The organism is Streptosporangium sp. NPDC049248 (assembly GCF_040678965.1).
In the GTDB taxonomy this organism is placed as follows: domain Bacteria; phylum Actinomycetota; class Actinomycetes; order Streptosporangiales; family Streptosporangiaceae; genus Streptosporangium; species Streptosporangium fukuiense.
Map to the genome: position 1 here is coordinate 33,073 of NZ_JBFAQY010000005.1, position 19,941 is coordinate 53,013.

The 19,941-nt window shown below is 70.8% G+C and carries 20 protein-coding genes; 10 read left to right on the plus strand and 10 right to left on the minus strand.

Annotated features, from left to right (window positions below; genetic code table 11):
* The first annotated feature begins 24 nt into the window (after positions 1–24).
* Positions 25–978: an allantoicase gene (alc, locus tag AB0K21_RS11845; RefSeq protein WP_343979669.1), complete on the plus strand. Its 954-nt coding sequence runs from the start codon at positions 25–27 to the stop codon at positions 976–978.
* A gap of 46 nt (positions 979–1,024) precedes the next feature.
* Here the strand turns inward: alc and pknB are convergent, their stop codons facing one another.
* The 4 genes from pknB to thiO all read right to left on the minus strand — a co-directional run bounded on the left by pknB (position 1,025) and on the right by thiO (position 5,135).
* Entirely contained in the window at positions 1,025–2,962 is a 1,938-nt protein-coding gene (pknB, locus tag AB0K21_RS11850) for a Stk1 family PASTA domain-containing Ser/Thr kinase (RefSeq protein WP_343979666.1), read from the minus strand.
* A gap of 75 nt (positions 2,963–3,037) precedes the next feature.
* Positions 3,038–3,796 (minus strand): thiazole synthase, encoded by a 759-nt coding sequence (locus AB0K21_RS11855; RefSeq protein ID WP_343979663.1) that lies wholly within the window; start codon positions 3,794–3,796, stop codon positions 3,038–3,040.
* Positions 3,797–3,801: 5 nt separating this feature from the next.
* Positions 3,802–4,002 (minus strand): sulfur carrier protein ThiS, encoded by a 201-nt coding sequence (gene thiS / locus AB0K21_RS11860; RefSeq protein WP_030910039.1) that lies wholly within the window; start codon positions 4,000–4,002, stop codon positions 3,802–3,804.
* Complete coding sequence (gene thiO / locus AB0K21_RS11865; RefSeq protein ID WP_343979659.1) at positions 3,999–5,135, minus strand: glycine oxidase ThiO; 1,137 nt, start codon at positions 5,133–5,135, stop codon at positions 3,999–4,001. The genes thiS and thiO overlap by 4 nt, the downstream gene beginning before the upstream one ends.
* Before the next feature lie 271 nt (positions 5,136–5,406).
* Here thiO and AB0K21_RS11870 point away from each other — a divergent pair, with 271 nt between their 5' ends.
* From AB0K21_RS11870 to thiE, 3 genes are read left to right on the plus strand one after another with little or no spacing between them, the layout of a single operon-like run.
* Positions 5,407–6,585 (plus strand): FAD-dependent oxidoreductase, encoded by a 1,179-nt coding sequence (locus AB0K21_RS11870; RefSeq protein ID WP_343979655.1) that lies wholly within the window; start codon positions 5,407–5,409, stop codon positions 6,583–6,585.
* A 50-nt stretch (positions 6,586–6,635) separates the two neighbouring features.
* Complete coding sequence (locus AB0K21_RS11875; RefSeq protein ID WP_343979651.1) at positions 6,636–7,010, plus strand: Rv2175c family DNA-binding protein; 375 nt, start codon at positions 6,636–6,638, stop codon at positions 7,008–7,010.
* Positions 6,988–7,629 carry a thiamine phosphate synthase gene (gene thiE / locus AB0K21_RS11880; RefSeq protein WP_343979648.1) on the plus strand — a complete coding sequence of 214 codons (642 nt, stop codon included), beginning with the start codon at positions 6,988–6,990 and terminating at the stop codon, positions 7,627–7,629. The genes AB0K21_RS11875 and thiE overlap by 23 nt, the downstream gene beginning before the upstream one ends.
* A gap of 113 nt (positions 7,630–7,742) precedes the next feature.
* On the opposite strand, the gene AB0K21_RS11885 is transcribed toward thiE, so the two are convergent.
* Positions 7,743–8,810, minus strand: coding sequence for a polyprenyl synthetase family protein (locus AB0K21_RS11885; protein ID WP_343979646.1), 1,068 nt, complete (start codon positions 8,808–8,810; stop codon positions 7,743–7,745).
* 401 nt (positions 8,811–9,211) lie between these two features.
* On the opposite strand from AB0K21_RS11885, the gene metF reads away from it, so the two are divergent.
* Positions 9,212–10,144 carry a methylenetetrahydrofolate reductase [NAD(P)H] gene (metF, locus tag AB0K21_RS11890; RefSeq protein WP_364149468.1) on the plus strand — a complete coding sequence of 311 codons (933 nt, stop codon included), beginning with the start codon at positions 9,212–9,214 and terminating at the stop codon, positions 10,142–10,144.
* A gap of 24 nt (positions 10,145–10,168) precedes the next feature.
* Here the strand turns inward: metF and AB0K21_RS11895 are convergent, their stop codons facing one another.
* The gene (locus tag AB0K21_RS11895; RefSeq protein WP_343979640.1) at positions 10,169–10,717 is read right to left on the minus strand and encodes a GNAT family N-acetyltransferase; all 549 of its coding nucleotides are present in this window, start codon (positions 10,715–10,717) and stop codon (positions 10,169–10,171) included.
* Positions 10,718–10,768: 51 nt separating this feature from the next.
* Positions 10,769–11,203: a YbaK/EbsC family protein gene (locus AB0K21_RS11900; protein WP_343979800.1), complete on the minus strand. Its 435-nt coding sequence runs from the start codon at positions 11,201–11,203 to the stop codon at positions 10,769–10,771.
* A gap of 161 nt (positions 11,204–11,364) precedes the next feature.
* Between AB0K21_RS11900 and AB0K21_RS11905 the strand changes: the two genes are divergently transcribed.
* The gene (locus tag AB0K21_RS11905) at positions 11,365–12,168 is read left to right on the plus strand and encodes a L,D-transpeptidase family protein (RefSeq protein WP_343979637.1); all 804 of its coding nucleotides are present in this window, start codon (positions 11,365–11,367) and stop codon (positions 12,166–12,168) included.
* 369 nt (positions 12,169–12,537) lie between these two features.
* Positions 12,538–12,984, plus strand: a complete 447-nt coding sequence (locus AB0K21_RS11910; RefSeq protein ID WP_030910014.1) for an SAV_6107 family HEPN domain-containing protein — start codon at positions 12,538–12,540, stop codon at positions 12,982–12,984.
* Between the two features lie 106 nt (positions 12,985–13,090).
* Here AB0K21_RS11910 and AB0K21_RS11915 read toward each other — a convergent pair whose 3' ends face one another.
* The 3 genes from AB0K21_RS11915 to AB0K21_RS11925 form a co-directional block, all read right to left on the minus strand.
* Entirely contained in the window at positions 13,091–14,224 is a 1,134-nt protein-coding gene (locus AB0K21_RS11915; protein WP_343979633.1) for a PP2C family protein-serine/threonine phosphatase, read from the minus strand.
* Between the two features lie 222 nt (positions 14,225–14,446).
* Positions 14,447–14,941, minus strand: coding sequence for a transcriptional regulator (locus tag AB0K21_RS11920; RefSeq protein ID WP_030910010.1), 495 nt, complete (start codon positions 14,939–14,941; stop codon positions 14,447–14,449).
* A 602-nt stretch (positions 14,942–15,543) separates the two neighbouring features.
* Positions 15,544–16,788: an arginine deiminase gene (locus tag AB0K21_RS11925; protein ID WP_343979626.1), complete on the minus strand. Its 1,245-nt coding sequence runs from the start codon at positions 16,786–16,788 to the stop codon at positions 15,544–15,546.
* A 321-nt stretch (positions 16,789–17,109) separates the two neighbouring features.
* Between AB0K21_RS11925 and pyrR the strand changes: the two genes are divergently transcribed.
* The 3 genes from pyrR to AB0K21_RS11940 are packed head-to-tail and all read left to right on the plus strand — an operon-like array spanning position 17,110 to position 19,933.
* A complete protein-coding gene (pyrR, locus tag AB0K21_RS11930; protein ID WP_281178467.1) occupies positions 17,110–17,679 on the plus strand; it encodes a bifunctional pyr operon transcriptional regulator/uracil phosphoribosyltransferase PyrR in 570 nt (189 codons plus the stop codon).
* The gene (locus AB0K21_RS11935; RefSeq protein ID WP_343979617.1) at positions 17,676–18,605 is read left to right on the plus strand and encodes an aspartate carbamoyltransferase catalytic subunit; all 930 of its coding nucleotides are present in this window, start codon (positions 17,676–17,678) and stop codon (positions 18,603–18,605) included. The genes pyrR and AB0K21_RS11935 overlap by 4 nt, the downstream gene beginning before the upstream one ends.
* Positions 18,605–19,933 carry a dihydroorotase gene (locus AB0K21_RS11940; protein ID WP_343979614.1) on the plus strand — a complete coding sequence of 443 codons (1,329 nt, stop codon included), beginning with the start codon at positions 18,605–18,607 and terminating at the stop codon, positions 19,931–19,933. Before AB0K21_RS11935 ends, AB0K21_RS11940 begins: the two co-directional genes overlap by 1 nt.
* Positions 19,934–19,941 lie beyond the last annotated feature (8 nt).

A 19,941-nucleotide genomic window follows, 5' to 3' on the forward strand; every position in this document is an offset into this window, starting at 1 on the left:
CCCCTCGCGAGAAAGGTTCTCTTCTTGATCGAGTTCACCGCACTGCCCGACCTCGCCCTGCGTGCCCTCGGTGGCTCGGTGATCGCGGCCAACGACGAGTCCTTCGCGGAGAAGGAGAGCCTCATCAGGCCGGGGCGCCCCGGCTTCCGCCCGCACACCTTCGGCGCCAAGGGCCAGGTCTACGACGGCTGGGAGACCCGCAGGCGGCGCGAGCCCGGCCACGACTGGGCCCTGGTCAGACTCGGCATGCCCGGGGTGATCCGGGGTGTCGTGATCGACACCGCCTGGTTCAAGGGAAACTACCCGCCGCACGCCTCCGTCGAGGCGTGCGAGGCCGAGGGCCATCCGACGGTCGCCGAGCTGGAGGCGGCCGACTGGGTGGAGATCGTTCCCATGAGCGACCTCAAGGGGGACGCCGAGCACTTCTTCGAGGTGTCCGGAGAGCGCCGCCACACCCACGTGCGGCTGAACATGTTCCCCGACGGGGGCATCGCCAGGCTGCGGGTGCACGGCGAGGTCAGGCCCGACCTGTCGGTGTACGAGGGACTCGGCCTGGACCTGGCCGCACTGGAGAACGGCGCGCTCGTCACCGCCTGCTCCGACGAGTTCTACTCCTCGCCCAACAACGCCATCTCCCCGGGCCTCGCCCGCCACCAGGCCGAGGGTTGGGAGACCGCCCGCCGTCGCGACGGCGGCAACGACTGGCTGGTCATCCGCCTGGCGGGGCCCGGGATCGTCAGGCTCGCCGAGATCGACACCACCAACCTGGTGTTCAACGCTCCCGCCGAGGTCTCCGTCACCGGCAGCGCGGACGGCGTCACCTGGTTCCCGCTGCTGCCCAGGACCCGCCTGCTGCCCGACACCCGGCACCGCTTCCGCGTCACCGACGCGCCCGAGGCCGCGTACGCCAGGGTGGACATCCACCCCGACGGCGGTCTCGCCAGGATCCGCCTGCACGGTTTCCTGACCGAAGGCTGAGCGCGCGGAGGTCCGCCCCGGCGCGGGTACCGGGCCCGCCCGGCCGTCAGTACCAGATGGTGACCTCGGTGCCGACCGGGACGGTCTGGCCGCCCGGCGGGATCTGGGCCAGCACCCTGCCCTTGCCCAGGGTCCGCCTCAGCTTCACCGTGACCCCCGCGGCGCGCAGTTCGTCGCGCGCCGCCCTGAAGTCCTTGAACATGATGTTCGGGATCTGCACGACGTTGCCGCCGTCGCCGGGAGGCTGCTCGCCGTTGTTCTCCCAGGGCCAGTGCCACTCGCTGGCGCACTGCGAAAGGGTCAGCCGGACCACGGCGCCCTTGTCGGTCTCGGCCTTGGGCCGGGGATCCTGGGCGATGACCGTGCACGGCTGGGCGGCGTCGGTCTGCTCGACGAACTCGGGAACGAATCCCGCCCCGCGCAGCACCCCGTCCGCCTGGTCGCGGGGCATGCCCATGACGTCCGGCATGAGCAGACCCGCGCTGATGACCAGGTCGACCTTGCTGCCCTCCTTGACCGGGTTTCCCACAGCCGGCACGGTCCGCATCACCTGGCCGCGCGGCACGGTGTCGCTGGCCTGCTTCCTGACCTTGCCGGCGACGAGCGAGTCCTCCGCCAGTCTGCTCCTGGCCTGGGGCTCGGTCATGCCCACCACGTTGGGCACCGCGACCCGCTTGGGGCCGGCCGAGGCGATCAGGATCAGCTTGCTCCCCGGCTCGGCCTCGGTGCCCGCCACGGGGTCGGTGCGGAGCACGCTGCCCTTGGGCACCTTCTCGTCATGCTCGGCCTCGCCCTCCTCGACGGTGAAGCCGCGCTGTCTGGCCTCGCTGGTGGCGACCGTGATGTTCTTGCCCACCAGGGCGGAGGGCACCACGATGGTGGTGTTCTGCGAGAACAGCCAGCCGGTCACCCCCACCGCGATCACCATGACCACGGCCAGCGCGAGCAGGAACCAGCGGGCGCCGGACATCCTGCGCGCCGGGGGAACGGGCGCCGGCTGGTCGCTTACCGGGCCGGTGGGCAACTCGACGCGGGGCTGGATCAGCGTGTGGTTGGCCGGCGCGGGCGGTGCGGACACCGTGGTCTCGTGGGTGTGCGGCGGCCCGACGGGGACGGACGGCACCGGGCCGCTCTCCCTGGGCAGCATCCGGTGCGCGTCGACGGCGGCGACCAGCAGCGCGGTGGCGTCCGCGGGACGGTTCGCGGGATCGCGGGCCGTCGCCCTGGCCACCAGGGTGTCGAGCAGCGGGGGAGAGCCGGGGAGCAGCGCGGAGGGCACGGGCACCGTGTCGTGTACGTGCCGGTAGGCCACCGACATCGGGGTGTCGCCCTCGTACGGCTGGCGGCCGGTCAGGAGCTCGAACAGCATGATGCCGGCCGCGTAGACGTCGCTGCGGGCGTCGGCGGCCCCCGAGGTGACCTGCTCGGGGGACATGTAGCCGATGGTGCCGATCATGACACCGGTGCGCGTCTGGTTGGTCGCCTCGATCGCGCGGGCCAGGCCGAAGTCCACCACCTTGACCCGGCCGTCGTCGGCGAGCAGCACGTTCTCCGGCTTGACGTCCCGGTGGACCAGGCCCGACTGGTGGGCCGAGCCCAGCGCGGCGAGCACCGGGATCATGACCTCCAGTGCCTCGCGGGCGGGCAGCCTGCCACGGTCGCGAAGCACGTCGCGCAGGGTCCGGCCCGGCACGTACTCCATCGAGAGGTAGACGTTGTCGCCATCCGTGCCCTGGTCGAAGACGTGCACCACGTTGGGGTGCGACAGGCTCGCCACCGACTTGGCCTCGCCGATGAACCGCCGTACGAAGGCGGGGTCCTCGGCGAGCGAGCGGTGCATCACCTTCACGGCGACAGTGCGGTCGAGCCGGATGTCCAGGGCCAGATAGACGGTCGCCATTCCGCCCCGGGCGATCCGGGACTCGACGCGGTAACGCCCGTCGAGGAGTTTCCCGACCAGGGGGTCCGTAAGCGTCGTGTCCACGTGGCCGAGTTTACGGGCGATTTGACGCCGACAGGGTCCCTGAATCCCAAACCGATGCCGAGACGTGGTCGTTTTCTATCGATGAAGAGGGGAGGAGGCTTCCGCGTAGCGACGCCGGGGTATCCGTCCGGCCAGGCGGGCCGCCCGGCCCGCCGCGACGGCCGAGCGCATGGCCTGCGCCATCAGCTCCGGACGCTGCGCACGGGTGACCGCGGTGGCCAGCAGAACCGCGTCACAGCCCAGCTCCATGGCCAGTGCCGCGTCGCTGGCCGTGCCGATCCCCGCGTCCAGGATCACCGGCACGCTCGCGAACTCCACGATCAGCTCGATGTTGTGCGGGTTGCGGATGCCGAGGCCGGAACCGATGGGCGCCCCCAGCGGCATCACCGCCGCGCAGCCCGCCTGTTCCAGCCTGCGTGCCAGCACGGGGTCGTCGCCGATGTAGGGCAGCACCACGAACCCGTCGGCGACCAGCCGCTCGGCGGCGTCGAAGGTCTCGATGGGATCGGGCAGCAGGGTGCGCTCGTCGGCGATGACCTCCAGCTTCACCCAGTTCGTCTCCAGCGCCTCCCTGGCCAGCCTGGCGGTCAGCACGGCCTCCCCGGCGGTGAAGCAACCCGCGGTGTTCGGCAGCACCCTGATGTCGCGCCGGCGCAGCACGTCGAGCACCGAGCCCCGCGCGGCCGGGTCGAGCCGCCGCATCGCGACGGTGGTCAGCTCGGTCCCCGAGGCGGCGAGCGCCGCGTCGAGGATCTCCAGGGACGGGGCGCCCCCGGTGCCCATGATGAGACGGGAGGAGAACTTCTCGCCGCCGATGATCAGATCGTCCACCATGCCGCTCATCCTCCCTGAACCGCGGTGAGCACCTCGACCCTGTCGGCCTCCGCGAGCGCGGTGGCCTCCCAGGCGCCGCGCGAGACGACCTCGTCGTTCACCGCGACGGCCACCCCGCTCCGCATGCCGGTCAGCCGCTGCACGGCCTGCGCGACGGTCGCCCCGGCGGGCAGCTCGTGCGCGGCGCCGTTGATGGTCACGTTCATGACAGCTCCTGCGGTGGGTGCTCCTGGAAGCGGAGGGGTGAGCAGATCGAGGAGAGCTCCGGGTCGCTCTCGCCCGAGCAGAGGTCGGCGGTGAGCGGGGCGAGCAGTACCCCGCCCCGGTGGTGCCCGGTGGCCATGTGCAGACCGGGCACGATCGTGGGACCGACCAGCGGCAGGTTGTCCGGGGTGCCGGGGCGCAGTCCCGCGACGACCTCGGCCACCTCCAGCTCGGTCACGCCGGGGACGAGCTCCCGCGCGTCGCGCAGCAGCTCCCACAGCCCACCGGCGGTGACACGGGTGTCGAAGCCCATCTCCTCCTGCGTGGCGCCGAGGACGACCTCGCCGTCGCCGCGCGGCACCAGGTAGACGTTCGAGCCGTGCACGACCCCGCGCACGCATCGCCGCAGGATCGGCGCGGGGGAGCGCAGCCGCATGATCTGGCCCTTGACCGGCCGCACCGGGGGCAGTGCCTCGGGCGGCATCCCCGGCAGGGAACCCGACCAGGCGCCGGCGGCGAGGACCACCCGCTCGGCCCCGACGCTCTCGCCGGTCGCCAGCCGCACCCCGGTGACCGCTCCGGCGGCCGTGAGCAGCCCGGCCACCCGGGCGCGCACCAGGGTGCCGCCCGCCCGCTCCAGGGCGGTGAGGAGCGCGCTGGTGACCTTCCTGGGGTCCACCCAGGCGTCGCCGCCCGCCAGCATGCCGCCGCGGACCGCGGGGGCCAGCATGGGTTCCAGGCGGCGGCACTCGCGGCCGGTGAGCCGCTCGGCGGACAACCCCAGCTTGGCGACGAAGGCGGCGAGATCGTCCAGCGCGGCCAGATCGTCCGAGCCGAAGGCGACGTCGAGGGTGCCGTCGGCGCGGTGGTCGAGGTCGTGCCCGCTCGCGTCCGCCAGTTCGGCGGCGAAGGCGGGCCAGCGTTCCAGGGAGGCCAGGCCCAGTCGCAGCAGCGGCTCCTCGGTGTAGGTGACCTCGCTGACCGGGGCCAGCATGCCCGCCGCCGCGTGCGAGGCGCCGGAGGCGGGCGCGGGGTCGGCCACCGCCACCTTCAGTCCCCGGCCGGCGGCACGCCAGGCCACCGACAGTCCGATCACCCCCCCGCCGACGACGAGGAGGTGGAAATGGTCCGCCATGTGTACTCCGCTCCCTTCGCCGGCATGACCCGGATCAGGTTCGTGGCGGTCGAGGGCCCGCTCGCGGTCGTCTCCGGACCTGGCTCGCGCCGGGTCCTTCGTCGCTCCGCGGCCCTCCTCTCAGCCCGGTGCGTTCCGGGCTCCCGCGCGTCTTCCCCCCACCCTAAGGGGTCCGGCAACACGCTTAGAGCGTCAGATGTGAGGTAAATACCGTTTTCGTTATCAACGACCGTTGGTAGGAGTACGGTGCTGACGCTTATGGTCGGGAAGTGTGAATCATGTCGTGGTGGTAGGCGCCGGTCTGGCCGGCGTACGCAGCGTCGAGGCGTTACGGGCCCGCGGGTTCGGCGGCAGGATCACGCTGATCGGGGAGGAGCGGCACAGACCGTACGACCGTCCACCCCTGTCCAAGGGGGTGCTGCTCGGCGAGACCGACTCCACCGTCGTCGACTCCGACCTCGACGCGCTCGAGGTCGACTTCCGCGCGGGCGTCTCCGCCAAGGGGCTCCACCCCGGCGTGGTCGAGACCACCGAGGGCGAGCTGGCCTACGAGGGCCTGGTCATCGCCACCGGCGCGCGTCCGATCCGGCTGCGCGGGGACGGCCCGCAGCACGTGGTGCGCACCATCGACGACGCGCTCCGGCTGCGTTCCCTGCTCGGCAGGGGGACGAGGGTCGCCGTGATCGGCGCGGGCTGGATCGGCGCCGAGGTGGCCACCGCCGCCCGCAGGGCGGGATGCGCCGTGACCGTGATCGAGGCGGCCGACGTCCCGCTGTCCGCCGCGCTCGGCCAGGTCGGCGCGTACACCGCCGCCTGGTACGCGGAGGCCGGCGTCGACCTGCGCCTGGGCACCATGGTCGCCTCGGTCGACCAGGGGGGACTCACCCTGGCCGACGGCTCCGCGGTCGAGGCCGACGTGGTCGTCACGGGCGTCGGCGTGCGGCCCGCGACCGAGTGGCTGGCCGGCTCCGGCGTCCGGCTCGACAACGGCGTGGTCACCGACGAGCACCTGCGCACCTCGCTGCCCGGAGTGGTCGCCGTGGGCGACTGCGCGGCCTGGTGGTCGCGCCGCTACGGGGTGCGCCTCCGCGTCGAGCACTGGGACACCGCCCTGGGCGCCCCGGACGTGGCCGCGGCCACGCTCGTCGGCGACGTCGCCGTCTACGACCCGGTCCCCTACTTCTGGTCCGAGCAGTTCGGCCACATGGTCCAGTACGCCGGGTACCACGACGGCGCCCGCCTGATCCGGCGCGGCGACCCGGAGGCCGAGGGAAACACCAGGTGGGCGGTGTGCTGGGTGACCGAGGACGACCGGCTCGCCGCGGTCCTCTCGGTCAACCGCCCCCGCGACCTCGTCCAGGGGCGCCGCCTCATCGAGGGTGGACGGCGCCTCGACGTCAATCGCCTCGCCGACCCTGCGATAGCGTTGCGCGACTGTACGGTGGCGTAACCTCGCCGCCAGGTGTTTGGCGAAGGGCTCGATGTGGTAGTGGTGGATTCGTGACGCTTTCTGTTGCGCAGATCGACCGGGAGACCGACCAGTTGGTGGGCGAGTGGCTCACCCTGACCGAGGTTGCCAGAAGGCTCAACCTGAGCGCCGGTCGCGCCAAGCAACTTCTCAAGGACCGCAAGCTCATCGGAGTGCGCAGGGGCGGTGGCGAGCCACAGGTCCCCGCGGCCTTCCTCGCCGGCGGGGACGTCGTCAAGGGGCTGCCGGGCACTCTCACGGTGCTCCTCGACGCCGGATACGACGACGTCGAGTCGCTTCGCTGGCTTTTCACCCCCGACGACACGCTGCCGGGCTCGCCGGTCGACGCGATCGTGGCGGGCCGCCACACGGAAGTGAAGAGACGTGCCCAGGCCCTCGGTTTCTGACGCCCGTCTGTATCTGTGCACCGACGGACGGCGTGACCGGGGAGATCTCGCGGACTTCCTCGACGCCGCCCTGGCGGGCGGGGTCGACATCGTGCAGCTGCGCGAGAAGGGTCTTGAGGCGCGCGAGGAGCTCGACCTCCTCGCCGTCTTCCGCGAGGCCTGCGACCGGCACGGCAAGCTCCTGGCCGTGAACGACAGGGCCGACATCGCCTACGCGATCCGCCCCGACGTGCTCCACCTCGGCCAGGGCGATCTGCCGGTGCCGGTCGTGCGCGACATGCTCGGCGACGACATCCTCATCGGGCGTTCCACTCACGCCCCCGAGGAGGCGTCCGCCGCGGCGGTCGAGCCCGGCGTCGACTACTTCTGCTGTGGCCCGATCTGGCCGACGCCCACCAAGCCCGGCAGGCACGCTCCGGGCCCCGGCCTGCTCAGGCATGCCGCGGCCCTGGAGACCGAGCGGCCCTGGTTCGGCATCGGCGGCATCGACCTCACCAACCTGGACGAGGTCATCTCCCATGGGGTGCGCCGGGTCGTGGTGGTGCGGGCGATCACCGAGGCCGACGATCCCAAGGCGGCGGCGGAGGAGTTCAGGCGGAGGCTGGCGGCCTCCGTCTGAGGTCCTTCCGCCCGGCGGGAGCGTGTCTCCGGCCGGGCGGACGGGACGCCGAGGGCACCGGCCCGGTGCACGGATCAGGCGCGCGGTTCGGATGCGTGGTTCGGATACGCGGTTCAGGTGCTCCGGGAGGTGGCGGCCACCGCGAGGTCGGCCAGGGCCTCCCGGGCGTCGGGCCGGATCGGGGCGCCCTCCAGCGAACCGAGGGCGTTCTCCAGGTATCCCTTGATCAGGTCCTCGCACGCCACGAGAGCCCCCGTCTCCTCGATGATCCGGCGCAGCCGGTCCACTCCGGCCTCGTCCAGGTCCGGGTCGCCGAGCGTGGTGCGTACCACCTGTGCCTGGGAGGCCGAGGCGGCGGCGAGCGTGCGGGCGATGAGCATCGTCCGCTTGCCCTCGCGGAGATCGTCGCCGGCCGGTTTGCCGGTCTCGCCCGGGTCGCCGAACACGCCGAGGATGTCGTCGCGAAGCTGGAAGGCGATGCCCACGGACCGCCCGTACTCCTCGCAGAGCCGGTCGATCCAGGGCTCCCTGCCCTGGGCGGCCAGTACCAGCCCGAGCCGGAGCGGCTGCTCCACGGAGTACTTGCCGCTCTTGAAGAGGGCGACTCGCAGCGCGCTGTCGAAGGTGCCCTCGCCGTGCGCCTGCTCCAGCAGGTCGAGATACTGGCCGCACATCAACTCGGTGCGCATGTCGTCGTGCACCTTCTGCGCCGCCGCCAGCGAGGCGGCCGGCAGGCCGCTGTTGCGCCACATCTCACCGGACCAGATGAGCATCAGGTTGCCCAGCAGAATGGCCGCACCCTCGCCGAACTGCTCGGCGGAGCCGTGCCAGCCCGCCTTTCTGTGCAGTTCCTCGAACCTGCGGTGCGCCGAGGGCATGCCCCGGCGCAGGTCGCTGGCGTCCATCACGTCATCGTGCACCAGGGCGCTCGCCTGGAGCAGCTCAAGGGAGGCGGCCGCGGCGAAGAGCGCGGGGTCGTCGCCCCCGCCCGCACCGTGCCAGCCCCAGTAGCAGAAGGCGGGGCGCAGCCGCTTGCCGCCCGAGAGGAAGTCCTCGGCCGCGGAGACAAGAGGGGCCAGCTCTGGAGCGCTGACCTGCGGACGCTGTTGTTCGACGAACCGCCGGAGAGCATGGTCGACCTCGGACCGGATCATGTCCAGCGCGGTTGCAGAAGTGATCATCGAATACCTCCGGTATGGAAACCCTGGGCTTCAGCTCTGGGGAGGAAACGCGGTACGGTGCCGCACGCCCTGGCACCGTGTCCGGCGGTGATGACCCCCCGACCACCGTACGCATGGCCGGCACGAGCCTGCCCGCCGGGGCGGTGGAGAGGCGGAACGGTTGTGGGGCCGGTGCGAGACACGACACCTCCGGGTTTCGCGCGACTGGTCATGAGGCAGGAAACCCAATCTATGAAAGTTGGGATCCTCCGGCTTCGGCGCCGGGACGAGGTCAAGTAATGAGATTAACGGTCTAAGGGGATATTTCGATCTAGAAGAACGGTTGTTCCGCGTGAAGGTCACTCCGTGGGCGGCCGCGATCTGATCGGGCATCCGAGCGGCCGGGTCGGTATCCTTGCCCCATGGCTCTGGGTCGCCCGTCCGTTCTTCCAGATCGTGTCGCCACCGTCCGCGAACTCCTCGCCGCCGGTGCCCACTCGTTCTCCTTCGAGTTCTCCCCCCCGAAGACCGATGAGGGAGCGCGCCAGCTCTGGCGTGCCGTCCGCGAGCTGGAGGCGCTACAACCCACCTTCGTCTCCGTCACCTACGGTGCCGGAGGCAGCACCCGCGACCGCACCGTCGACATCGTCGAGCGGATCGCCCATGAGACCACGCTGACCCCGGTCGCCCACTTCACGGCCGTCAACCACTCCATCCGCGAGCTGCGCCACCTGGTCGGCCGGTTCGCCGGGGCGGGCGTTCGCAACATCCTCGCCGTGCGGGGCGACCCGCCGGGCGACGTGACGGGCGAGTGGGTGCGCCACCCCGAGGGCGTCCTGTACGCCGAGGAACTGGTCAGGCTCATCCGCCAGTCCGGCGACTTCTGCGTGGGCGTGGCCGCCTTCCCCTACAAGCACCCCAGGTCGCGCTCGATCGAGTCCGACACCGAGTACTTCGTACGCAAGTGCCGGGCGGGCGCCGACTACGCGATCACCCAGATGTTCTTCCGCGCGGACGACTACCTGCGGCTCCGTGACCGGGTGGCGGCCAGCGGCTGTGACACACCGATCATCCCGGGCATCATGCCCGTCACGCAGATGAGCACCATCGCCAGGTCGGAGCAGCTCTCCGGCGCGCCGTTCCCGCCCGAGGTGGCCGAGAGGTTCGCGGCCATCGCCGACGACCCGGCCGCCGTGCGCAGCCTGGGCATCGAGCTCGCCGCCGAGCTCTGCCAGACCCTGCTCGACGAGGGCGCGCCCGGCATCCACTTCATCACCTTCAACCGCTCCAGCGCGACCCGCGAGGTCTTCCAGGCGCTTGACCACACGCCGAAGGCCCCTTCGCTGGGGGGCTGAGCGGGAAGTCTCCCGCTGGGCGGCTCAGCCGTCCAGCGGAAGGACCGCCCCGAGGATCGCGTAGCGCTCGTGCCCGCCGGGGAAGACGAACTGTGTGAGCAGGTCCGCGAAGCCGAGGCTCCGGTAGAGGTGCCGGGCCGCGGTGGGCCGGTCACGGGTGGACAGCACGGCGGTGCGCTCCAGGCGGCCCGCGCATATTCCCATGATCATTGACCGTCCGATGCCCTTGCCCTGGTAGTCGGGGCGGACGTGGATCTCGGCGAGCTCCAGTGCGTCGCCCAGCCAGCCGCGGGCGCTGCCCTCGCCGTGCTTCTCGGCGAGGGCCCGCCGGACCACGTCGTGCCACCACTGGCCGGAGACTCCGTGGAAACCGTAGGCGATGCCTATCGGGGTGCCGTCGGAGAGCTCGGCGAACAGGCAGGTGAAGGCGGGGTTGGTGGCGTGGCTCCCCATGATCGCCTTGCGACCGGCGATCTGGTCGGCGGGCGGGTTCATCGCCTCGGTGTAGACGTCAAGGACCGCGTCCAACCGGAGCGTGAACTCGTCGGGGCCGATCCGTCGCAGTCCGATCACGCGTCGCACCCTAGCAGGGAGGACATGACGCGGGTCATCGCCGGATCGCGGTCACTCGACCTCGACGGGGACTCCGCCGGTGATGCGGACGAGCTCGTCGAAGGAGGTCGGGAAGACGGTGTGCGGGTGGCCGGCGGCGGCCCAGACGACGTCGTACTTGCCCAGCCAGGTGTCGACCAGCGTCCTGACCGGGGCGGGGTGGCCGACCGGGGCGACGCCGCCGATGACCTGGCCGGTGGCCGCCCGCACGAAGGCGGGGTCGGCGCGCTTCACCTTCGCCACACCGGCCGTCCCGGCGATCAGGTCGGTGTCGACCCGGTGGGCTCCGCTGGTCAGTACCAGGAGCGGCTCGCCGTCGGCGTCGAATATCAGGCTGTTGGCGATGGCGCCGACCTCGCAGCCGAGCTGCGCGGCGGCGCTGGCGGCGGTCGGGGTGGCCTCGGCGAAGGTGACGATCTCGCCGGGGACGGCGTGCTCACGGAGCACGGCGGCGACTTTCTCAACGTTCGGATGCAACTTTTCTGGCACCTGGCCACTCTAAACGGGTTGACCGTTGATTTCCGCTTCATAACCGGTCGCTTGCACGGGGAACCCGTGCGCTATGGTCCCTTGACCTGATCCATAGTGATATGAGGAGTTGATGGAAAGTGGGGGTTGGACAGCGGCTGGGAGCGGCCGCGCTGATGACGGCGGGGGCCGTGCTCCTCTCTTCCGTGGGCGTCACCCTTTCCGCGGGCGTCGCCGAGGCCCAGGCCGCGGTCTCGGCCGCGCCGGCCGTCGCGACGAGGACCGAGGCGTCCCGGTTCGTCGCACCGGGCAAGACGCTCAGGCTCGGCGCGAAGGGCGCCCCGGTGAAGGCGCTCCAGGAGAGGCTGGCCGAGCTCGGCTACGCCCCGGGCAGGATCGACGGCCGCTACGGCGGTGCGACCCTGACCGCGATCTGGGCCTTCCAGAAGGTCAACGGCATCTCGCCGACCAGCACGGTGGCGCGCAGGACCTGGCAGGCCCTGGAGAGTCCGCTGGCGCCGAAGGTGCTCGTCCCCGGGGGTAAGCCGACCCGGGTGGAGGTGAACCTCGCCACCCAGGTGATGGTCCTCTACGTCGACGGCGCGGTGCGGCTGATCAGCCACACCTCCTCGGGCAGTGGGATCGCCTACTGCGAGACGGCCACCTGGGAGGGAAAGACCCAGCGGTTCTGCGGCGACGCCCGCACGCCGACGGGCGACTACAAGACCACCTGGCGCAGGGACGGCTGGCACAAGTCCTACCTGGGCCAGCTCTACAACCCGATCTTCTTCAACGGCGGCATCGCCTTCCACGGCGCGCTGTCGGTGCCGCTGGCACCCGCCTCCCACGGCTGTGTCCGGTTGCCGATGCACGTGGCGGAGGTCCTTCCCGGTCTGCTCGGCACCGGGGTGCCGGTGCACGTCCGGGGCAGGTTCGCCCGGTAGCGCGGCGGATCGGGCGAACCGGCGGGCGGATCGGCGCTCGGCGAGCGGAGGCCCCGGGAGACGGAGATCTCCCGGGGCCTCCGTCATGTCTGTCATATCGGAAGATCGAACTTTTGTTCGCTGTTTTACTTGACAGTATTAGTGGTCGAATTTATGTTCGATGTAATGACGCGGGTCTGGTAACCCGTGTCCAGGGTGGTCGGCCGGATCCACGTCGTCGGAGGAGACGATCGGGCCCAGGTCGGGGCGGACGGGGAGAGGGGAAGCTCCTCGTCCGGCCACCCGGTGGATTTGTCGGTGGGGTCTGCGAATGTTGACACCGCCGGTGAAAACGCCGGGAGCCGCTTGCGACCAAGGAGGCTGACGCACATGACCCCTCGGCTCGGCGATTCCGGTGGGCCCCGACTCTCCCCCACGGTGCGAGCGCACCTCACAGACGCGCGTGACTGCCTCGAAGAGGCCGCCGCCGCCCGGACCTCCGCCGCTCGTTATGTCGCGGCCCACCTCGCGGCGCTCAGGGCGGCCGCCGCCGTCCTGGCCGCGCGACCCCGTCCCATGCAGGGCCGCAGGCGCAGGCTGCGCAGCGCCTGGGAGTTGCTCCCCGAGGCCGAGCCCCGGCTGGCCGAGTGGGCGCCCTACTTCGAGACGAGCGCGGCCAAGCGGGCCGCCGCCGAGGCGGGGCTGACCCGCACGGTGTCGTCGCGAGACGCCGAGGAGCTCATCTCCGAGGCGGAGCGCTTCGTCGTCGAGGTCGAGAACCTGCTCGGGGTGCCGGCGCAACCCGTGCTCCCCGGCCACGTCCCCCTGGCGGGCTAGGGTCCCTCTCCGTCCTGGCGAGGGTCGGCCGGACGGTGTCGCGGTGACCGTCGACGACGCGGGGGGCGCCGTCCGGCCGGCCTCGGCGGGCAGGACCCGCGGCGGTCTACGCCGCCGAGGAGTTCTCCTGGACGGCGCGGTGGCGCAGCAGGAGCATGGCGGCGTCGTCGCCCAGCGGTCTGCCCACGTGCTGGAGCAGGTCCGCGCGGAGCGCGTCCAGCGACCCCTGAGGGTCGTCCTCACCGTCCAGCAGGTGCGCCCGCTCCGGCAGCGGGTAGAACTCGCCGAACCCGTTGCGCGCCTCGATGACCCCGTCGGTGTAGAAGAGGACCTGGTCTCCCGGCTCGAAAGGGATGTGGTGCGGCTGCGGCTTGCTGGCCTGTAGTGCGCTCATGCCCAGCGGCAGGGCCTCATCCGGCGGGTCGGCGAACCAGATCGTGCCCTCGGCGTCCAGCACCATGGGCGGGGGGTGGCCGCAGTTGATGACGGCGATGGTGGAACCGCCACGGATCTCGGCCAGCACGGCGGTCACGAACTGCTCGCCGGACAACTCGCGGGTCAGTGCCTTCTCCAGCCGTGCCACGACGCCCTGGAGCTTCTTCTCGTCGTGGGCCGCCTCCCGGAAGGCGCCGAGCACCACGGCCGCGGTCTCCACCGCTTCCAGGCCCTTGCCCTGCACGTCTCCCACGATGATCCGGACCCCGTGCGGGGTGGTGACGACCTCGTACAGGTCACCGCCGATCCTGGCCTCGGCCGTGGCGGAGGTGTACGAGACGGCCACGCCTATGCCGGGACCGGCGCGGCGGGGCACAGGGCGCAGCAGCACCCGCTGGGCGGCCTCGGCCACCGAGCGCACGTCGGCGAGCTGGCGTTCGTGGCGCAGCCGCCCGGCGCTGGCCAGCACGCTGGCCACGGTGACGCCGAGGATGGCGAACATGGTGATGTTGGTACGCGGTGTCCAGAGGATGTCGTTGTAGAGGCCGAGCGCGACGCACAGCACCAGGGCGACGACGCCGATCACGGTGGTGCGGGCCAGGCCGCAGGCCACACTGGCGAAGGCCGGGCCGAGGGCGAGCAGCGGGAGAAGGCCGGACGTGGGGCCCGAGCCGAAGTCGATCACGGCCACCACGGCCATGACGACGAACGGCAGCAGCTTCAGGGTGTCCTGAGTCCCGGTGGTGCCGATCGACGCCAGCAACCGCAGGAAGGTGCGCGTCTTGGTCGATCCCAGCGACACCATGACCGAGTGGAGGCGGCTTTTTGGGCGCGGCCGAGAGTGATCGAGCCGATCATCTCCCGAAGTCATGTCCACCGTATCTCGCCAATCGAATGTTTGCCTTTTCCTACCACAGTGGCCGTGGGCCGGGGCGGAATGCAGCCAACGTTCTGCTGAGAGCAAGATTTTTCGGGGCGGGGCGGGGTGGGCACGCCGGTTCCGGCGCACCCACGACCGGTCAGACGGTCAGAAGGACTCGACGGCGCGGCGCGCCTCGGGGTCCAGGACTCCCCAGCCGATGAGCTCCTCGGTGAGCTCGCTGGGGGACTTGTCATAGATCACGGCAAGGGAGCGGAGGTCCTCCTGGCGGATGGACAGCACTTTGCCGTTGTAGTCGCCGCGCTGGCTCTGGATGGTGGCCGCGTAGCGGGCAAGCGCACCGGCCTTCTCCTTGGGGAGCTGGGCAAGGCGCTCAAGATCGATCACAAGTTTCGGTGTCGGGCCCAGCGGGCTGGGGGCAGCCCCTCCGGGCAGCAACTCCGAGACCGGCACCCCGTAGAAATCGGCCAGCTCGGCAAGCTTCTGCACGGTGACGGCACGGTCGCCACGCTCGTAGGAGCCCACGACGACCGCCTTCCAGCGCCCGCGGGACTTCTCTTCGACTCCATGCAGGGACAGGCCCTGCTGGGTGCGAATGGCGCGGAGTCGTGCACCCAGCGACTTGGCGTACTCAGACGGCATGGTGTGGCCCCCCGGCTCTGTATGTACTGCTCTCAACTTGATTGTGCTACCTCGCAACTTATGCCCCGGTCACAGGGTTGGCGCCCGGGGAGGCGTCTTCGATGACCGGTGCGTCAGGGTTCACCCGATAACGCCACGAGGTGTGGTTACGGACAGTGACGGTAAAGCTGTGGGCGCCTAAGGTCAAGCTGATTGGAAAAAAGATGTCGAATCCGGTCCGATGTGGTCCGCCTCAAACGCGGTAGTTGTCCTACCGTGCATCGCGAAACCTCTAGTTTTTACGGGATTTTCGCTGGATTCTGGCTTCTTCCGGAGGATTCGGGCAACATCATCTTCGGGTGCGGCGACAAGAGTATGATCTTCGACGACGCGGCCGGGAGGAATACCCGGTGCGACGATCCCGTCCATCCGGACGGTGCGGATCGGCGGTGTGCCCGCATGCCGGTCGAGGCTCGCCGGTGCCGTCTCCGCGGCGGCCCGCCGGCGGCCGCCTGCCTCGCCCGACGCCCCGATCGGGACGCGGGCGGCGGAGGCGGGCGAGCCGGGCTCCTCACCTCGGCGGTGCCTTTCGTGGCGGCGATCCGCCCGGCCGCCGGGAGGGCTCAGACGCCGTCGCGTTCCAGCGGGCAGCTCATGCAGCGCGGGCCGCCCCGGCCCCTGCCGAGCTCGCTGCCCCGGATCGTGATGACCTCTATCCCGTTGCGGCGCAGGTGGTTGTTGGTGGTGGTGTTGCGCTCGTAGGCCACGACCACGCCGGGTCGCAGGGCCAGCACGTTACAGCCGTCGTCCCACTGCTCCCGTTCGGAGGCGTACACGTCCTGTGTCGCGCTGAGGACCTTGATGTCGTCCAGGCCGACGGCCCGCGCGATGGCTCTGTGCATGTCCTCGGGGGGATGGTCGGTGATCTTGAGTTCCTTCTCGTTGTCGCCGGGCTCGACGGTGTAGGAGGGCAGCATGCCCAGCCCCGCGAACTTGGTGAACACCCCGACGTCCACGTTGGTCATCACCGTGTCCAGGTGCATGAAGGCCCGCGCCTTCGGCATGTCCAGCGCGACGATCCTGGTCGCGGCGCCCTTCGCGAACAGGCTCCGCGCGAGCATCTCGACAGCCTGCGGCTGGGTGCGCTCGCTGATCCCCACCAGCACCGCGCCCCGGCCGATGACGAGCACGTCGCCGCCCTCGATGGTGGCCGGAGCCGCGGGGATGCCGGGCATCCAGACGTGGTAGCCGCCCTCCTCGGGCCGGTCGTAGCCGGAGGCGAAGGCGGGGTGGTAGCGGTAGATCGCCTCCATGTTGACCGTCTCGCGGCGGCGGGCCTTCTTCCTCATCGCGTTGATCGAGACGCCGTCGTAGATCCAGCAGGAGGTGTCGCGGGTGAACAGGTGGTTGGGCAGCGGGGGCAGGACGAAGTCGTCCGGCCTGAGCGTGTGGAAGGCGAGGCTTTTGGGATCGGTGCCCATGTCCACCAGTTCGCGCTTGGTGATGCCGCCGGTGAGATAGCGCTGGAGCATCGTGGAGTCCATCGAGTCCAGCGCGTTGCGGATGGCGTCGACGGCCATCGGGCCGAAGTAGCGTTCGTCGGCGATGCCGTCCAGGATGTGCTTGCGCGCCTGGGGGATCTCGACGGTCTCGTGGAGCAGGTCGGAGAGCATGTGGACGGTGACCCCCTGGTCGACCAGGAGCCTCTGCCACTCCTCGTGCTCCTCCACCGCGCGCTGCACCCACAGCACGTCGTCGAAGAGGAAGTCGTCCTTGTTCGAGGGCGTGAGCCGTTTCAGGGCGAGTTCGGGCCGATGAAGCAGGACCTGGTGGAGCCGGCCGACCTCGGAGTCGACGTGAAAGGCCATTTCTCTTCCTTCGCGGCTGGTGACGAGAGAGTCGGGAGGGCGGCGCCTCGGACACCGTGGGTCTCTGTGGGCCTCTGTGGGTCTCCGTGGGCGCGCTCGCCATACCTCGCGTTGGTACGGATCTAAAGCGCATACCCGCCAGAACCATGGGAAGTCAGTGAAGATCACGATATTTATTCACTTTTGGGAAGATCCCTGGGGCGGTGTCCGGCATCCGCCGAGGTGGGGCCGGTCAGGGCGAGCCTTCGAACGGCTGGTAACGTAAGAGCGCTGACTTCCTTTAAGACCCGTCCTGTGAGGCGGGAAAGGTGGTGTTACTCCTTGACCGATGCCATTTCGCATGCGCTGAGCGGTGCGCGCGCCGTTCTCGAGCAGCCCGATATCAACCGGGCCCTGGTCCGCATCTCCCACGAGATCCTTGAACGGACCAAGGGCGGCGAGAACGTCGTCCTGCTGGGCATCCCCACGCGCGGGGTCCACCTGGCCCGCCGCCTGGCCGCCCACATCAAGCAGTTCGAGGGCCGTTCCGTGCCCGTCGGCTCCCTCGACGTCACGATGTACCGAGACGACCTGCGCCTGCGTCCCGCCCGCGCGCTGGGCCGCACCGAACTGCCCGCCGACGGCATCGACGGCAGGACCGTCGTCCTCGTCGACGACGTCCTCTACTCCGGCCGCACGGTCCGTGCCGCGCTCGACGCGCTCAACGACCTGGGCCGCCCGCAGGCCGTGCAACTCGCCACCCTGGTCGACCGCGGCCACCGCGAGCTGCCCATCCGCCCCGACTACGTGGGCAAGAACCTGCCGACCTCCAAGTCCGAGAGCGTCAAGGTCTACCTGGAGGAGAACGACGGCCGCGACGCGGTCCTGCTGCTGAAGGAGGAGGGCCGGTGAAGCGGCACCTGATCTCGGCGGCCGATCTGACCCGTGACGACGCCCTGCTCATCCTGGACACCGCGGACGAGCTGGCGAAGATCTCGGAACGTTCCATCAAGAAGCTCCCCACCCTGCGGGGCCGCACCGTGGTGAACCTCTTCTTCGAGGACTCCACCCGGACCAGGATCTCCTTCGAGGCCGCGGCCAAGCGCCTGTCGGCGGACGTCATCAACTTCTCCGCCAAGGGATCCAGCGTCTCCAAGGGCGAGTCGCTCAAGGACACCGCGCTCACCCTGGAGGCGATGGGCGCCGACGCCGTCGTCATCCGGCACGGCGCCTCGGGCGCCCCGTACCGGTTGGCCGGCTGGGTGCGCGGCAGTGTCGTCAACGCCGGTGACGGCACCCACGAGCACCCCACCCAGGCCCTGCTCGACGCCTTCACCATGCGCCGCCGCCTGGGCTCGCTGGACGGCAGGAAAGTGACCATCGTCGGCGACGTGCTGCACAGCAGGGTGGCCCGCTCCAACGTGCTGCTGCTGGCCACCCTCGGTGCCGAGGTGACCCTGGTCGCCCCGCCGACCCTGTTCCCGGTCAACGTCGACTCCTGGCCGTGCGAGGTCTCCTACGACCTCGACGCGATGCTGCCCAAGTCCGACGTGGTGATGATGCTGCGCGTGCAGCGCGAGCGGATGAACGCGGCGTTCTTCCCCACCGAGCGGGAGTACAGCCGCCGCTACGGGCTCGACCGCGAGCGCGTCGCCAGAATGCCCGACCACGCCATCGTGATGCACCCCGGCCCGATGAACCGGGGAATGGAGATCGCGGCCGAGGTGGCCGACTCGCCGCGCTCGACGATCGTCGAGCAGGTCGCCAACGGTGTGACCGCACGCATGGCCGTTCTGTACCTGCTGCTTGGCGGCGCCGACCTCGGGGGAGAGATCTGATGAACGACCGCATCGGGACCACGCGTGACGGCATCGTCATCAGGGGCGCCAGGATCCTCGGCGGGGAGCCCGCCGACATCCTGATCCGCGACGGTCTCCTGGTGGAGATCGGCCAGGGGCTGAGCGTCGGCGAGACCGTCGAGACCGTCGAGGCCGAGGGGTTGATCGCCCTGCCCGGTCTGGTGGACCTGCACACCCACCTGCGCGAGCCGGGGCGTGAGGACGCGGAGACCGTCACCACGGGCACCCGCGCCGCCGCCCTCGGCGGCTACACCGCCGTGCACGCCATGGCCAACACCGACCCGGTCGCCGACACCGCCGGCGTCGTCGAGCAGGTCTGGCGCCTGGGCCAGGAGGCGGGCTACTGCGACGTGCAGCCCGTCGGAGCCGTCACGGTCGGCCTGGGCGGCGAGCACCTGGCCGAACTCGGCGCGATGGCCGACTCGGCGGCCCAGGTGCGGGTCTTCTCCGACGACGGCAGGTGCGTCTCCGACGCGGTGCTCATGCGCCGCGCGCTGGAGTACGTCAAGGCGTTCGACGGCGTCGTGGCCCAGCACGCCCAGGAGCCGCGGCTGACCGAGGGCGCGCAGATGAACGAGGGCGCGGTCTCCGGCAGGCTGGGCCTGACCGGATGGCCCGCGGTCGCCGAGGAGGCGATCATCTCCCGCGACTGCCTGCTGGCCGCGCACGTCGGCTCGCGCCTGCACATCTGCCACGTCTCCACGGCGGGCTCGGTGGAGCTCATCCGCTGGGCCAAGTCCAAGGGCTGGGACGTCACCGCCGAGGTGACCCCGCACCACCTGCTGCTGACCGACGACCTCGTCGAGGACTCCCCGGTCGGCTCCTACAACCCGATCTACAAGGTGAACCCGCCGCTGCGCACCCGCGCCGACGTCGAGGCGCTGCGCGCGGCCCTGGCCGACGGCACGATCGACTGCGTGGCCACCGACCACGCCCCGCACCCGGTCGAGGACAAGGAGGCCGAGTGGGCCGCCGCCGCGATGGGCATGATCGGCCTGGAGACGGCGCTCGCGGTGGTCCAGGAGGCGATGGTGGAGACGGGGCTGCTCGACTGGGCCGGTGTCGCCGAGCGGATGTCCTGCGCCCCGGCCAGGATCGGCAGGCTTCGGGGACACGGGCAGCCGATCGAGGTCGGCGCGCCGGCCAACCTCACCCTCTACGACCCGGCGGTGCGCGCCGCGGTCGACCCGGCGGGCTACGCTTCCAAGAGCCGCAACACCCCCTACCAGGGCCTTACCCTGCCCGGCCGGGTCGTGGCGACCTTCCTGCGCGGCAGGCCGACGGTCCTGGACGGGAAGCTCACGTGAGGACCTCC